The sequence below is a fragment of the Streptomyces sp. NPDC005794 genome (assembly GCF_042871445.1).
Lineage (GTDB): Bacteria > Actinomycetota > Actinomycetes > Streptomycetales > Streptomycetaceae > Streptomyces.
This window is the reverse complement of the sequence record NZ_JBIAIN010000009.1, coordinates 208292-222480: the sequence shown is the minus strand read 5'-3', so window position 1 is coordinate 222480 and position 14189 is coordinate 208292. Positions and strand designations below refer to the sequence as shown.

Annotated in this window: 11 protein-coding genes and 1 pseudogene; 9 read left to right on the top strand and 3 right to left on the bottom strand. The window is 69.4% G+C overall.

Annotated features, from left to right (window positions below; all coding sequences use genetic code 11):
• Positions 1-94 precede the first annotated feature (94 nt).
• Positions 95-526, bottom strand: a pseudogene (locus ACFYQ5_RS17095) (TetR family transcriptional regulator); the annotation flags it as partial.
• A gap of 364 nt (positions 527-890) precedes the next feature.
• Here ACFYQ5_RS17095 and ACFYQ5_RS17090 point away from each other — a divergent pair.
• Entirely contained in the window at positions 891-1319 is a 429-nt protein-coding gene (locus ACFYQ5_RS17090; RefSeq protein ID WP_389198141.1) for a peptidase inhibitor family I36 protein, read from the top strand.
• A gap of 71 nt (positions 1320-1390) precedes the next feature.
• On the opposite strand, the gene aceE is transcribed toward ACFYQ5_RS17090, so the two are convergent.
• Entirely contained in the window at positions 1391-4132 is a 2742-nt protein-coding gene (aceE, locus tag ACFYQ5_RS17085) for a pyruvate dehydrogenase (acetyl-transferring), homodimeric type (RefSeq protein WP_389198139.1), read from the bottom strand.
• A gap of 481 nt (positions 4133-4613) precedes the next feature.
• On the opposite strand from aceE, the gene ACFYQ5_RS17080 reads away from it, so the two are divergent.
• The 6 genes from ACFYQ5_RS17080 (at position 4614) to ACFYQ5_RS17055 (ending at position 9352) form a co-directional block, all read left to right on the top strand.
• Positions 4614-5051: a DUF3052 domain-containing protein gene (locus ACFYQ5_RS17080; RefSeq protein WP_031092598.1), complete on the top strand. Its 438-nt coding sequence runs from the start codon at positions 4614-4616 to the stop codon at positions 5049-5051.
• A 168-nt stretch (positions 5052-5219) separates the two neighbouring features.
• The gene (locus ACFYQ5_RS17075) at positions 5220-5687 is read left to right on the top strand and encodes a peroxiredoxin (RefSeq protein WP_389198137.1); all 468 of its coding nucleotides are present in this window, start codon (positions 5220-5222) and stop codon (positions 5685-5687) included.
• 240 nt (positions 5688-5927) lie between these two features.
• Entirely contained in the window at positions 5928-6503 is a 576-nt protein-coding gene (locus tag ACFYQ5_RS17070; RefSeq protein ID WP_389198135.1) for a TerD family protein, read from the top strand.
• A 148-nt stretch (positions 6504-6651) separates the two neighbouring features.
• A complete protein-coding gene (locus ACFYQ5_RS17065) occupies positions 6652-7227 on the top strand; it encodes a TerD family protein (protein WP_389198133.1) in 576 nt (191 codons plus the stop codon).
• A gap of 69 nt (positions 7228-7296) precedes the next feature.
• Positions 7297-8445: a DUF475 domain-containing protein gene (locus tag ACFYQ5_RS17060; RefSeq protein WP_389198131.1), complete on the top strand. Its 1149-nt coding sequence runs from the start codon at positions 7297-7299 to the stop codon at positions 8443-8445.
• Positions 8446-8617: 172 nt separating this feature from the next.
• Positions 8618-9352 carry a Tellurium resistance gene (locus tag ACFYQ5_RS17055; RefSeq protein ID WP_389198129.1) on the top strand — a complete coding sequence of 245 codons (735 nt, stop codon included), beginning with the start codon at positions 8618-8620 and terminating at the stop codon, positions 9350-9352.
• A 33-nt stretch (positions 9353-9385) separates the two neighbouring features.
• Here the strand turns inward: ACFYQ5_RS17055 and ACFYQ5_RS17050 are convergent, their stop codons facing one another.
• Positions 9386-10279: a TerD family protein gene (locus tag ACFYQ5_RS17050; protein WP_389198127.1), complete on the bottom strand. Its 894-nt coding sequence runs from the start codon at positions 10277-10279 to the stop codon at positions 9386-9388.
• A 210-nt stretch (positions 10280-10489) separates the two neighbouring features.
• Between ACFYQ5_RS17050 and ACFYQ5_RS17045 the strand changes: the two genes are divergently transcribed.
• Complete coding sequence (locus ACFYQ5_RS17045; RefSeq protein ID WP_389198125.1) at positions 10490-11650, top strand: HpcH/HpaI aldolase/citrate lyase family protein; 1161 nt, start codon at positions 10490-10492, stop codon at positions 11648-11650.
• An 89-nt stretch (positions 11651-11739) separates the two neighbouring features.
• Positions 11740-14181 (top strand): phosphoribosyltransferase, encoded by a 2442-nt coding sequence (locus ACFYQ5_RS17040; RefSeq protein WP_389198287.1) that lies wholly within the window; start codon positions 11740-11742, stop codon positions 14179-14181.
• The last annotated feature ends 8 nt before the right edge of the window (positions 14182-14189 follow it).

The window sequence follows — 14189 nt, the reverse complement described above, 5'->3', positions numbered from 1 at the left end:
CCGAAATGGCCTGAGCGGCCGGGGCATTGTGAGTTCGGCCATGTGGGAGCGGCGAGGGATGCGGCACACCTGTGCGGTCCGCGTAAGGACGTGCCTACGCGACACGACAGTTCTCGGACAGTGCAGGTCCGAGCTGGTCCAGGTGGATTTCGGTCAGCTCCCGGAGCGCGCCCACTCCCGCGTCCTTCCGGCGGCCCCACTGCTGTCCGGTCAGCCGCATCACCCCGGAGAAGGCGGCGACGGCCACCCGGGGGCGGGGATCCGCCTCCAGGTCGAGCCCTTCACGCTCCGCGATCAGCAGGGCGGTCTGCTGCTCCAGGCCGATGTGGCGCCGCATGTGGGCGGCGTGCAGTGCGGGGGTGGATTCGACCACCCGGTAGGCACGCACCTGGAGTTCGACCGTGACCTCGTCGGCTTCGGCTACCGCGGCGGTGCTCCAGGCGTGCAGAGCGGCCCGGCGCAATGCCTCGAAAGGGGCCTCCCCGGTGGGACGTTGACGCAGCTCCGCGATGAAGCGCACGTCCACCGGGCGTCGCCCATGACACGTTCGTGTCGGGTATGAGCGCGGCCTTCATGGTCGCCGGGATCGTCGCGGTGGTGGCGGCCCTGTTCGCCACGCTCACCAAGCGCGGCGCGAACGCCGAGGCAGGGGCGGGCGCCGGCCACATCTGATCCCTCCGCGACATCTGGCCCGCCTCGGGCAGCGCCTGGGGCCCGGGCGTCAACACGGCGCATCCGACAGCCCCGCCGGACGGTTCAGGCGGGGCTGTCGCCTATCAGGGTGGTCCGCCGTCCGGCCCCTTCCGGGTTCGTACTTCCGCAGGTCAGAGTGCGTACATGGCGAGCCGACCGGCTCACTCGACCACGGGGGTTGAACCACCATGCGCACCATGCGTACGACCGTCCTTGCCGCCACCCTGGCGGCCACCGCACTCGTCCCGGCCACCGCTCCGTCCTCGGGCGCCGCACCGGCCGCCCACCACGGGCCCGCCGGGCAGGAGCGCTCCCGCAGCGCCCCGCACGCCGCACCGGCCGGGCTCGCCCCGTGTGGAGCGGGGCAGCTCTGCTTCTGGGCGAAGGCCGACTTCACCGGGGGCAGGCAGGTCCACGAACTGTCCACCGTCGACATCGAGAGCTGCGTCCCGCTGCCGGCCGGCCGCCACGCCCAGGCGCTCGTCAACCGCACCGGGCGGCCCGTCACCACCTACCAGTCGGCCGAGTGCGCCGAGACCGGCGAATTCGAGACGTACCCGGGCGGCGGCACCTGGGTGCCCCGGTCGCCGTACGCGGTGAGGGCCTTCAAGATCTGGGAGAGCTGAGCGGGCCGGCGAACACCGAAGGGCGGCGGAGCCGTGAAGCTCCGCCGCCCTCCTCGAGGAACCCGTGTTCCTTACGCGTCACCGCCGGCCGGGCCGGGGCCGGCGGCGGCCACGTCCAGCAGCTCGTAGCGGTCGAGCGCCGTCTTCAGTGCCGAACGGTCGACCTTGCCTTCCTTCGCCAGCTCGGTCAGCACCGCCAGCACGATCGACTGTGCGTCGATGTGGAAGAAGCGGCGCGCCGCACCCCGGGTGTCGGCGAAGCCGAAGCCGTCCGCACCCAGTGACTGGTACGCGCCGGGCACCCAGCGCGCGATCTGGTCGGGCACGGAACGCATCCAGTCCGAGACCGCCACGAACGGGCCCTCGGAGCCGGAGAGCTTCTGCGTCACGTAGGGGACGCGCTGCTCCTCCTCCGGGTGGAGCAGGTTGTGACGCTCCACCTCCACGGCCTCACGGCGCAGCTCGTTCCAGGAGGTCGCCGACCAGACGTCCGCCTTCACGTTCCACTCGTCGGCGAGGATCCGCTGGGCCTCGACCGCCCACGGGACCGCCACACCGGACGCCATGATCTGGGCCGGGATCTGGCCCTTCTCGCCGGTGCGGTAGCGGTGCACGCCCTTGAGGATGCCCTCGACATCCACATCGGCGGGCTCGGCCGGGTGCTGGATCGGCTCGTTGTAGACGGTGAGGTAGTAGAAGACGTCCTCGTTCTCGTCCGGTGTCCCGCCGTACATCCGGCGCAGACCATCCTTGACGATGTGCGCGATCTCGTACCCGAACGCCGGGTCGTAGGAGACGCAGGCCGGGTTCGTCGACGCGAGCAGCTGCGAGTGGCCGTCCGCGTGCTGGAGACCCTCACCGGTCAGAGTCGTACGGCCGGCGGTCGCGCCCAGGACGAAACCGCGCGACAGCTGGTCGGCCATCTGCCAGAACTGGTCACCGGTGCGCTGAAAACCGAACATCGAGTAGAAGACGTACACCGGGATCAGCGGCTCGCCGTGCGTGGCGTACGCCGAACCCGCGGCGATCAGAGAGGCCGTGCAGCCGGCCTCGGAGATGCCGTCGTGCAGCATCTGGCCCGTCGGCGACTCCTTGTACGCAAGGAGGAGCTCGCGGTCCACCGACTCGTACTGCTGGCCGAGCGGGTTATAGATCTTCGCACTCGGGAAGAACGCGTCCATGCCGAAGGTGCGGTACTCATCGGGTGCGATCAGCACGAAACGCTTGCCGATCTCCTTGTCCCGCATGAGGTCCTTCAGGACGCGGACGAATGCCATGGTCGTGGCGATCGACTGCTGACCCGAACCCTTCTTCGCGGTCGCGTACACCTTGTCGTCCGGCAGGGGCAGCGGCTTCGCCCGCACGACGCGGGTCGGGACGTAACCGCCCAGGCCCTGGCGGCGGTCGTGCATGTACTGGATCTCTTCCGAGTCGCGGCCCGGGTGGTAGTACGGCGGGTTGCCGTCCTCCAGCTGCTTGTCCGCGACCGGGATGTGCAGCCGGTCACGGAAGCGCTTCAGGTCGTCGGCCGTGAGCTTCTTCATCTGGTGGGTCGCGTTGCGGCCCTCGAAGTTCGGCCCGAGGGTCCAGCCCTTGACCGTCTGCGCCAGGATCACGGTCGGCTGGCCCTTGTGGGCCTTGGCCGCCGCGTACGCCGCGTAGACCTTCCGGTGGTCGTGACCGCCGCGGCCCAGGTGCAGGATCTGGTCGTCGGACATGTCCTTGACCATGTCGCGCAGTCGCGGGTCGTCGCCGAAGAAGTGATCACGGATGTACGCCCCGGTCTCGGTGGCGTACGTCTGGAACTGGCCGTCCGGCGTGGTGTTCAGTCTGTTGACCAGGATGCCGGTGCGGTCCTGCGCGAGCAGCGGGTCCCAGGTGCGGTCCCAGACCAGCTTGATGACGTTCCAGCCGGCGCCGCGGAACTGCGACTCCAGCTCCTGGATGATCTTGCCGTTGCCGCGCACCGGGCCGTCCAGGCGCTGCAGGTTGCAGTTGACCACGAACGTGAGGTTGTCCAGGCCCTCGCGGGCGGCGATGGAGAGCTGGCCGAGCGACTCCGGCTCGTCCATCTCGCCGTCGCCGAGGTAGGCCCAGACGTGTGACTTGGAGGTGTCGGCGATGCCGCGCGCCTCCATGTAGCGGTTCATCCGCGCCTGGTAGATCGCGCCGAGCGGACCGAGGCCCATCGAGACGGTCGGGAACTCCCAGAAGTCCGGCATCGAGCGCGGGTGCGGGTAGCTGGACAGCGCGTGCCCGGCCTTCGACTTCTCCTGGCGGAAGCCGTCGAGCTGGGCCTCGCTCAGCCGGTCGAGCAGGAAGGCGCGGGCGTAGATCCCCGGGGACGCGTGCCCCTGGAAGAAGATCTGGTCGCCGCCCAGGCCGTCGTCCTTGCCGCGGAAGAAGTGGTTGAAGCCCACGTCGTACAGCGAGGCCGAGGAGGCGAAGGTGGCGATGTGGCCGCCGACGCCGATCCCGGGGCGCTGGGCGCGGGAGACCATCACCGCGGCGTTCCACCGCGTCGCGTTGAGGACCTTGCGCTCGATCTCCTCGTCGCCGGGGAAGAACGGCTCGTCCTTCGTGGCGATCGTGTTGACGTAGTCGGTACTGCGCATCTCGGGCACGGCCACGCGCTTCTCTCGCGCGCGCTCGATGAGCCGGAGCATCAGGTAGCGGGCCCGCTCGCGGCCGCGCTCGTCGACGGCGGCGTCGAGGGAGTCGAGCCATTCCTGGGTCTCTTCGGGATCGAAGTCCGGGACCTGGCTCGGAAGGCCGCCAATGATGATCGGGTTGCGATCGGATCCGGAAGCCACGCTGTTCCTTCGCTGTTCGGTGGTGCTCTTCGGGGCATGGTCGCGGGGAACGTACCCCCGGGGTGGCGGCTGTACGCCGTCTCCATCGTGTACCGCGAGGACCTGGACGTCATCTTTACTGTGGGGTAACACGAGGTTCCCGGACGCCGCGTCCGGGCGCGAGTACCAGCAGCGCGAGGGCGACCCTGCCCAAACCGCAACCATACGCCCAACCCGGCCAAGCGTTCCCAAAGCCCGTTCGAATCCGAATGGCGGAGCGAAACGGCATAAGCTGAGGAAGGACGTAAAGGGTCCGGACACCGTTTCCGGCCCCGCAGGAGACATGCCGGGAGTTGCGGCGACGTGGCAGGGAACGTCACCGTTTAGGCGGTCTCGGACGCCGGGTACTTGCGCGATTCGCCGAGCCCGTGTGGACTACGGCCAACGCCCCGCGCACGCGCGTGGCTGAAGCATTTTCCGAAACATGATCAGGAGGCAACCCGTGAGCGCGACCGCGGACCACGCGGAGGAACGGACCAACACGGCCGCAAGGCTTGGGTTCGAGCCCGGACAGGTGGTCCAGGAGATCGGCTACGACGACGACGTCGAGCAGGAGCTCCGTGAGGGCATTGAGGCCACAATCGGCCAGGAACTCGTCGACGAGGACTACGACGACGTCGCTGACGTCGTCCTGCTCTGGTTCCGCGACGAGGACGGCGACCTTACGGACGCGCTGGTGGATGCCATTGGTCTGATCGAGGACGGTGGGGCGGTCTGGCTGCTGACGCCCAAGACCGGCCGAGACGGATACGTCGAGCCGAGCGACATCAACGAGGCTGCCCAGACAGCTGGTCTCGCCCAGACCAAGAGCATCAGCGCGGGCAAGGACTGGACGGGCAGCCGTCTGGTCACCCCCAAGGGGGCCCCGGCCAAGCGCTGAGAGCACCTTCATCACCCGAGGCCCCCGACGGCACCACGCGCCGCCGGGGGCCTTCGTACGCCCCGGTGCGGGCCCGCCCGGGTCGCGGAGGGGACGCTGCGTAGGGTGGGTGTCACCCGGACGGCTCAGGCCGGGGAAGTGCGACGTTTGTGAAGGGACGCGTTTTACATGGCGATCGAGGTCGGCACGAAGGCTCCGGATTTCGAGCTGAAGGACAACCACGGGCGGACCGTGAAGCTCTCCGACTTCCAGGGCCCTCACGGCGCCAAGAACGTGGTGCTGCTCTTCTACCCCTTCGCCTTCACCGGCGTCTGCACCGGGGAACTGTGCGCGCTCCGCGACGAGCTGCCGAAGTTCGAGAACGACGACACCCAGCTGCTCGCCGTCTCCAACGACTCGATCCACACCCTGCGCGTCTTCGCCGAGCAGGAGGGCCTCGAGTACCCGCTGCTCTCGGACTTCTGGCCGCACGGGGAGACCTCGCGGGCGTACGGCGTCTTCGACGAGGACAAGGGCTGCGCGGTGCGCGGCACGTTCATCATCGACAAGGAGGGCGTGGTCCGCTGGGCCGTCGTCAACGGCCTGCCGGACGCGCGTGACCTGAACGACTACCTCAAGGCACTCGACTCGATCTGATCGCGGAGGTCCCGGTCAGGGGCCGTGGCGGCGCCCGTGGGGCGGCCCCGCGCCGATCCGGGTCCGTGCTCTGCGAGATCCGGGTTCGCGACTCGCTGGATCCGGGGATCTCCTGGCCGGGACCGGTCAAAAGCCTGTTTTGGTCGGGAACCGGTCACTAGGATCCAATCGTTGATCCTATGCCAACGCACGACGGGGGCGCTGGTGTCTGCCGGCCCTCTCAAAACTTTTGGAGGACTCGTGGGAGTCAGCCTCAGCAAGGGCGGCAACGTCTCGCTGACCAAGGCCGCGCCGAACCTGACCGCGGTCATCGTCGGTCTGGGCTGGGATGCCCGTACGACCACCGGCGGTGACTTCGACCTCGACGCCAGCGCGCTGCTGACGAATGTCGAGGGCAAGGTCGGCGGCGACGGGAATTTCGTCTTCTTCAACAACCTCAAGAGCCCCGACGGCTCGGTCGAGCACACCGGTGACAACCTCACCGGTGAGGGCGAGGGCGACGACGAGGTCATCAAGGTCAACCTGGCCGGCGTCCCGGCCGACGTCGACAAGATCGTCTTCCCGGTCTCGATCTACGAGGCCGAGAGCCGTCAGCAGAGCTTCGGCCAGGTGCGCAACGCGTACATCCGCGTGGTCAACCAGGCGGACAACACCGAGCTCGCCCGCTACGACCTGAGCGAGGACGCCTCGACGGAGACCGCCATGGTCTTCGGCGAGCTCTACCGCAACGGCGCGGAGTGGAAGTTCCGTGCCATCGGCCAGGGGTATGCCTCGGGTCTGCGCGGCATCGCGCAGGACTTCGGCGTCAACGTCTGAGCCGGTCCGGAGGGTCCTCCGGACATCGCCGGTTCCATCGCGTCCGGCGCCGATCATGTGCGGCGCCGGACGCGCTCGGCAGAGCGCCCGCGTCCGTAGGCGCCCGTGCCGGGCCCAAGACCGTCCATCGACACGGGGAGGACACACCATGGGCGTCACGCTCGCCAAGGGAGGCAACGTCTCCCTCTCCAAGGCCGCACCCAATCTCACTCAGGTGCTGGTCGGGCTCGGCTGGGACGCGCGATCCACGACGGGAGCCGCCTTCGACCTCGACGCCAGCGCACTGCTGTGCCAGTCGGGCCGGGTCCTCGGCGACGAGTGGTTCGTGTTCTACAACAACCTCACCAGCCCCGACGGTTCCGTCGAGCACACCGGCGACAACCTCACGGGTGAGGGCGACGGCGACGACGAGTCCCTCATCGTGAACCTCACGCAGGTGCCGGCGCACTGCGACAAGATCTGTTTCCCGGTGTCGATCCATGAAGCCGACAATCGCGGGCAGACCTTCGGGCAGGTCAGCAATGCCTTCATTCGCGTGGTGAACCAGGCGGACGGTCAGGAGCTGGCACGGTACGACCTGAGCGAGGACGCCTCGACGGAGACGGCGATGATCTTCGGTGAGCTCTACCGATATGGCGGGGAGTGGAAATTCCGTGCAGTCGGGCAGGGGTACGCGTCCGGGCTTCGAGGCATCGCTCTAGACTTCGGGGTCAACGTTTCGTAAAGCCGCGCACGGCGCGGGGGAGCCCCGTACTCACCGGGGGAGACCCTTACACACATGATGGGGTAGCCAGTGGTTCTGAAAACCTTCGGCTGGTCGTTCGCGGTTACCGCGCTCGGTCTGGTCGCAGCGCTGTTCTACGGGGGGTGGCAGGCATTCGGCATCGTCGCGATCCTGTCGATCCTGGAGATCTCGCTGTCCTTCGACAACGCGGTGATCAACGCCGGAATCCTGAAGAAGATGAGTGCCTTCTGGCAGAAGATCTTCCTCACCATCGGTGTGCTCATCGCGGTCTTCGGTATGCGGCTGGTCTTCCCCGTCGTGATCGTGGCCGTCAGCGCCCAACTCGGACCCATCGAGGCCATTGATCTCTCGTTCAATGACCCCGATCGCTACAAGGAACTGGTGACGGACGCCCACCCGTCCATCGCCGCCTTCGGTGGCATGTTCCTGCTCATGATCTTCCTCGACTTCATCTTCGAGGACCGTGACATCAAGTGGCTCGGCTGGCTGGAGCGTCCGCTCGCCAAGCTCGGCAAGGTCGACATGCTGTCGGTCTGCGTCGCGCTCATCGTCCTGCTGGTCTCGGCCATGACGTTCGCGACCCAGGCCCACCAGCACGGTGGGGGGCACGCCGACAAGGCGTCGACCGTCATGCTCTCCGGCATCGCCGGTCTGATCACCTACCTCGTGGTCGGCGGTCTCTCCGGATTCTTCGAGAACAAGCTCGAGGAGGAGGAGGAGCGCGAACACGAGGCCGAGGAAGAGGCCAAGAAGGCCGGGAAGCCGGTCTCCGCGGTGGTCCTCGCCGGCAAGGCCGCGTTCTTCATGTTCCTCTACCTCGAGGTCCTCGACGCGTCCTTCTCGTTCGACGGCGTCATCGGCGCCTTCGCCATCACCAACGAGATCGTGCTGATGGCCCTCGGCCTCGGTATCGGCGCCATGTACGTCCGTTCGCTCACCGTGTACCTGGTCCGCCAGGGCACGCTGGACGACTACGTCTACCTGGAGCACGGCGCGCACTACGCGATCGGCGCGCTGGCGATCATCCTGCTCGTCACCATCCAGTACGAGATCAACGAGTTGATCACCGGTCTCGTCGGAGTCGTGCTGATCGGCTGGTCCTTCTGGTCCTCCGTGCGCCGCAACAAGGCGCTCGCAGCGGCCGACGGCGACGGCGGCGGTTCCGATTCCAAGGCGGAAGTCTCCTCCGGGGTGTGACCCGGTAAGGAATGAGGAACGCTCTCTCTGCGGGGCGGCCCACGCGGCGGTTCTCCGGGAACACCCGGAACCCGGCCGGGTGGCCGCCCCGCAGTGACGTGTGGAGCGTGTGGGCCGTGTGGGCCGTGTGTGCGGGGTCGGGGTACTACCGAAAGAAAATATGGGGGTTGGGATGGCCTTCTGGGACGGCCTTTTTCCGTTGCGGTCGGCGCAGTTCGAGTCGGGCAACTCCGCGACGAACTCGATCGTGCTCTCCAAACGCAACGCGACGGTCTCGCTGAACAAACAGGGCGCGCTGTCGGGCAACCTGCGCGTCAACCTGTCGTGGCGGATGCGTACGTCGGACATCGGCGGCAGGTCGCGGCAGAGCGGCAGGCTGCTGCGTCCGCTGAAGCTCTTCCAGCCGGACGTGGTCCAGGCGCACACCCAGGGCATGGTCAACGTCGACCTGGACCTGGGCTGCATGTACGAACTGGCGGACGGGACCAAGGGCGTGGTGCAGCCCCTGGGCAACTTCATCGGCGACCTGAACACGGCGCCGTACGTCAGGCTCAGCGGGGACGACCGTTTCGGGGCGCCGTCGGGCGAGACCGTCTACGTGAACCTCGACAAGCGTGACGAGATCAAGCGCCTGCTGTTCTTCGTGTACATCTACGACCAGACCCCGGCCTTCGACCGTACGCACGCCAAGGTGACGCTCTATCCGGGCAACGGTCCGCGCATCGAGATCGAGCTGGACGAACGGGCCCCGCAGGCCCGCTCCTGCGCGGTGTTCACGGTGGACAACGTCAAGGGCGAGCTGATCGTGCGCCGCGAGGTGAAGTTCGTGTACGGCTTCCAGTCGGAACTGGACCGGATGTACGGCTTCGGTATGCAGTGGGGACGCGGCTACAAGACACGAGCCTGAGTGCGCGCCGTGGAGGGCGGCCGCGCCCCCGGTTCACGACCGGAGGAACTGCGGGCCCTGCGGGGGGAGCACGAAATTCGGGTCGGCGGAATGCGCCGCCGCCGCGGCAGGCTGCGGGTAGCCGTACGCCGGCTGGGCCGCGGCGGGCTGTGGATAGCCGTAGGCGGGCTGAGGGGCCGCGGTGGGCGGCTGGGGGTAGCCGTAGGCCGGCTGGGGCGCCACGGACGGCTGGGGGTAGCCGTACGCGGGCTGCTGGTGCTGGACCGTGGCCTGGGAGTCGGGCGAGGGCGCGGTGGGCTCCGGCGCGGACGGGGCGGACGTAAACGTGTCGGGGGTGCTGGGCACGGCCGGGGGGCCGGGCTCGGAGGCCGCCTCGGCCTCGTCCACGGAGATGCCGAAGGCGGTGGCCAGTCCGACGAGCCCCGTCGGGTATCCCTGTCCCACCGCCCGGAACTTCCAGCCGTCACCGCGCCGGTACAGCTCGCCGCAGATGACGGCGGTCTCCTCGCCGGTCTCCGCGCGCACATCGAAGACCGCGAGCGGCTCCCCGTCGGCGGATGCCGCGTCGTACAGCGATATCCGCAGGTCCGTCACGCGCTCGAACGGCCCCTCGTCGCAGGACGCGGCGATGACCACCTGGTCCACGGAGGGGTCGAGCGAGGAGAGGTCCGCCTCGATCGTGTCCGTGAGCCCCTCGGGGGCGCTGCGCTTGGGCAGGCGCCGGACGAGGCCCGAAGGATGCCGCGGCTGGTTGTAGAAGACGAAGTCCTCGTCGGAACGCACCCGGCCGGTGGGGTCGATCAGCAGGGCGGAGGCGTCCACATCCGGGACACCGGCGCCCGGGGTCCAGCGCAGCACGGCCCGTACGGCCATGGCATCGAGTGGGACGTTCGAGCCCTTCAGCATCGCGTGCGTCATGGCGGTCATCCTGCCTGCTGGGGGGGCGTCCGGACAACGCGGGGGTACGAAACAGTAGGCCAGGCACGGTTCGCGGGGAGCACGCAGGCGCGCCGCGCGGGTGTGAGATACGTCGGGGACACCCGAAGTTCACGGGGACGGGGAACCGACGACACCTGCCCGAACGTACTATTACCGGCCATACGTTGTCCGGCCTCTATGGCAGTACGGGGGAATCACATGCGTCATTTCGGGCATATCTCGCCCGCTGTCCGGGAGAGTCTGTTCTTCAGGGAACCGTGCGAATTCGGCGCGCGTTCCTCCTCCCGCATGCTGTCCGTGGCCTTGGGGGCCACGCTCTACAGTCCCGCGACCCGGCCCAGGCTGGCCGACGACGTGATCAAGCAGACCGGGCAGGGCGTCGTCTCCATGGTGCTCTGCCTGGAGGATTCCATCGACGACTCCGAAGTGGTCGGTGCCGAGGCCAATCTGGTCCGGCAGTTCGCCGACCTCGAGGTGCGGGACGCCGAGGTGCCGCTGCTCTTCATCAGGGTCCGTGAACCGAGGCAGATCTCCGACCTCGTACGGCGGCTCGGAAGCTCCGTCCGATTCTTGTCCGGATTCGTACTTCCGAAATTCACGGAGGAGCGGGGCGAGCTCTTCCTGGAGGCCCTCACTGCGGCCGAAGCGGACAGCGGACACCGGCTGTTCGCGATGCCCGTGCTCGAATCACCCGAGCTGCTGCATCTGGAGACCCGGGGCGAAACCCTCCGGGGAATCGCCCGCACCGTCGAAAAGTACCGCGAGCGCGTCCTGGCGCTGCGGCTCGGTGTCACCGACTTCTGCTCCGCCTACGGTCTGCGCCGGGCCCCCGACATGACGGCGTACGACGTCCAGATCGTCGGCGCCGTCATCGGCGACGTCGTCAATGTGCTGGGCCGGGCGGACGGCACCGGCTTCACCATCACCGGGCCCGTATGGGAGTACTTCCGCCTCCAGGAGCGGATGTTCAAGCCCCAGCTGCGCCGCAGCCCCTTCATGGGGCAGGCGGAGGAACTGCGCACCGCGCTCATCGAGCACGACCTCGACGGGCTGCTGCGCGAGATCGAGCTCGACCGGGCCAACGGGCTGCTCGGCAAGACCTGCATCCATCCGTCCCACGTCCTGCCCGTGCACGCGCTGTCGGTCGTCAGCCACGAGGAGTACAGCGACGCGCAGGACATCCTGCGGCCCGAGCGCGGCGGTGGCGGAGTGCTGCGCTCCGCCTACACGAACAAGATGAACGAAGTGAAGCCGCACCGTGCCTGGGCCGAGCGGACCCTGCAGCGGGCCGAGGTCTTCGGCGTGGCGCGCGAGGACGTCGGCTTCGTGGAGCTCCTGGCCGCCGGCCTGGCGCGTTGAGCGTGGACAGGGGCGAGGCGGCGGGCACGGGCGAGGCGGACCTGCGCGGGCACGGGCCGGTACACGAGCACATACGGGAAGAAGAGGCAGTGGACGTGGAGTGGTCGGGTAACTGGGTCGCCGGGCGGCTCGGGGTCGAGCTCGCCGGTGACGGGGAGATCCGGGAACTGCTAGGCCTCGCCCTGCGCCGCAACCCGAAGCGGGCCCACCTGCTCGTGTCGAACGTCCTGGGCAAGCACGTGCCGCAGCGGCCGTCCGTCGTCCACGGCGTGGGCTACGAGCTCGGCGAACGGGTACGACACCTGCTGGGCGAGACGGAGGCCCGCCGCGCGGTCGTCCTCGGTTACGCGGAGACGGCGACGGGCCTCGGCCACGCCGTCGCGGACGGGCTCGGGGTGGCTCCGTACCTCCACTCGACCCGGCGCCCCGTCACCGGCGTCGCGCAGGCGGGCGGCTTCGAGGAGGCGCACTCGCACGCCACCTCCCATCTGCTGCTGCCCGAGGACCCGGACCTGCTGAACGCCACCGGGGAGGGCGCGCCGCTGGTCCTGGTCGACGACGAGTTCTCCACCGGCAACACCGTGCTCAACACCATCCGCGCCCTCCACGCGCGCTACCCCCGGGACCGGTACGTCATCGTCGCCCTGGTGGACATGCGGTCCGAGGCCGACCAGGGGCGGCTCGCCGCGTTCGCCGAGGAGATCGGCGCCCGCGTCGACCTGGTGGCCCGGGCCCGTGGCACCGTGCGCCTGCCGGACGGCGTCCTGGAGAAGGGCCGGAGCCTGGTGGCCGCGCAGGAGGCGGCCACCACCGAGGGCGAGCCCCCGGCTCCGCGCTCCGTCCCCGCCCGCGTCGCCCTCGACTGGCCGGCCGGCGTACCCGACGGCGGACGCCACGGCTTCACCCCCGTCCACCGGGCGGCCCTGGAAGCCGCCCTCCCGGCCATGGCGGGCCGTGTCGCCGAGGCCCTGGGCGAGGCCCGCAGGGTGCTCGTCCTCGGCTTCGAGGAGCTGATGTACGCGCCCCTGCGCCTCGCCACCGCGCTGGAGGCCGCCACCACGGCCGAGGTCCGCTACTCCACCACCACCCGCTCGCCCGTGCTCGCCGTCGACGACCCCGGCTACGCCATACGCAGCCGCCTCGTCTTCCCCGCCCACGACGACCCCGCCGACGGGCCGGGCGACCGGTACGCCTACAACGTCGCGGGCGCGGGATTCGACGCCGTCGTCGCCGTCGTCGACTCCACCGCCGACACCCCCGCACTGCACGCCCCCGACGGACTGCTGGCCCGGCTCGCCGCGCACACCGACCGGGTCCTGCTCGCGGTCGTCCCCTCGTACGTCCCGTCGCCGGCCTCCCACAGGGCCTCCCACAGGCAGGAAGCCGCCATGCTGCCCGAACCCCTCCGGGGCCCCGCCTTCTCCTCGTACGCGGCGGACGACGTCGGCTGGCTGCTCCAGGACCTCTCGGACACCCCCCTGGAGGCCCCCACCGAGGAGCGCGAGGAGGCGATCCAGAGCGGCGGCGCGCACTACGCCGAATCGCTGCCCGTCGAATACCAGCCCAGCCCGCAGTACCAGGCGCTGTTCAAGACCGCGCTGGACACCTCGGCGGCCCGTATCGCCCGTGCCGTCGGCACCGTCACCGAGACCGTCCTCGCGGAGAGGGGGCCCCGCCCCGTCCTGGTCTCCCTCGCCCGGGCCGGCACCCCCGTCGGCGTCCTCATGCGCCGCTGGGCCCAGCACCGGCACGGCCTCGACCTCCCGCACTACGCCGTCTCCATCGTCCGGGGCCGCGGCATCGACGCCAACGCCCTGCGCTGGCTGGCCGCCCACCACGACCCGGCGGACATCGTCTTCGTCGACGGCTGGACCGGGAAGGGCGCCATCACCCGCGAACTCGCGGCGGCGTTGGAGGAGTTCGAGGGCTTCGACCCGGAGATCGCCGTCCTGGCCGACCCGGGCGGCTGCGTGCGGACGTACGGGACACGTGAGGACTTCCTCATCCCGTCCGCCTGCCTCAACTCCACGGTGTCCGGGCTGATCTCCCGCACGGTCCTGCGTTCCGACCTGGTGGGCCCGCACGACTTCCACGGCGGGAAGTTCTACCGCGAACTCGCGGACTCCGACGTCTCCGGCCTGTTCCTGGACACGGTCGCCGCACGCTTCGACGAGGTCGCCGACGCCGTGGACACCGAGGCCAAGGCACTGCTCGCCGCGGACCGCGCCCCCACCTGGGAGGGCTGGGCCGCCGTCGAGCGGATCAGCGAGGAGTACGGCATCCACGACGTGAACCTGGTCAAGCCGGGCGTCGGCGAGACGACCCGCGTGCTGCTGCGCCGAGTGCCCTGGAAGATCCTCGCCAAGCGGGGGGCGGGCGCCGACCTCGACCACGTACGGCTGCTCGCCGAGCAGCGCGGTGTCCCGGTCGAGGAGGTCGGGGAACTCCCGTACTCCTGCGTCGGGTTGATCCACCCCAAGTACACCCGCGGCGCCACCGGCGCGGACGGCACGGCGGTGACGGCGAAGTGAGCGACATC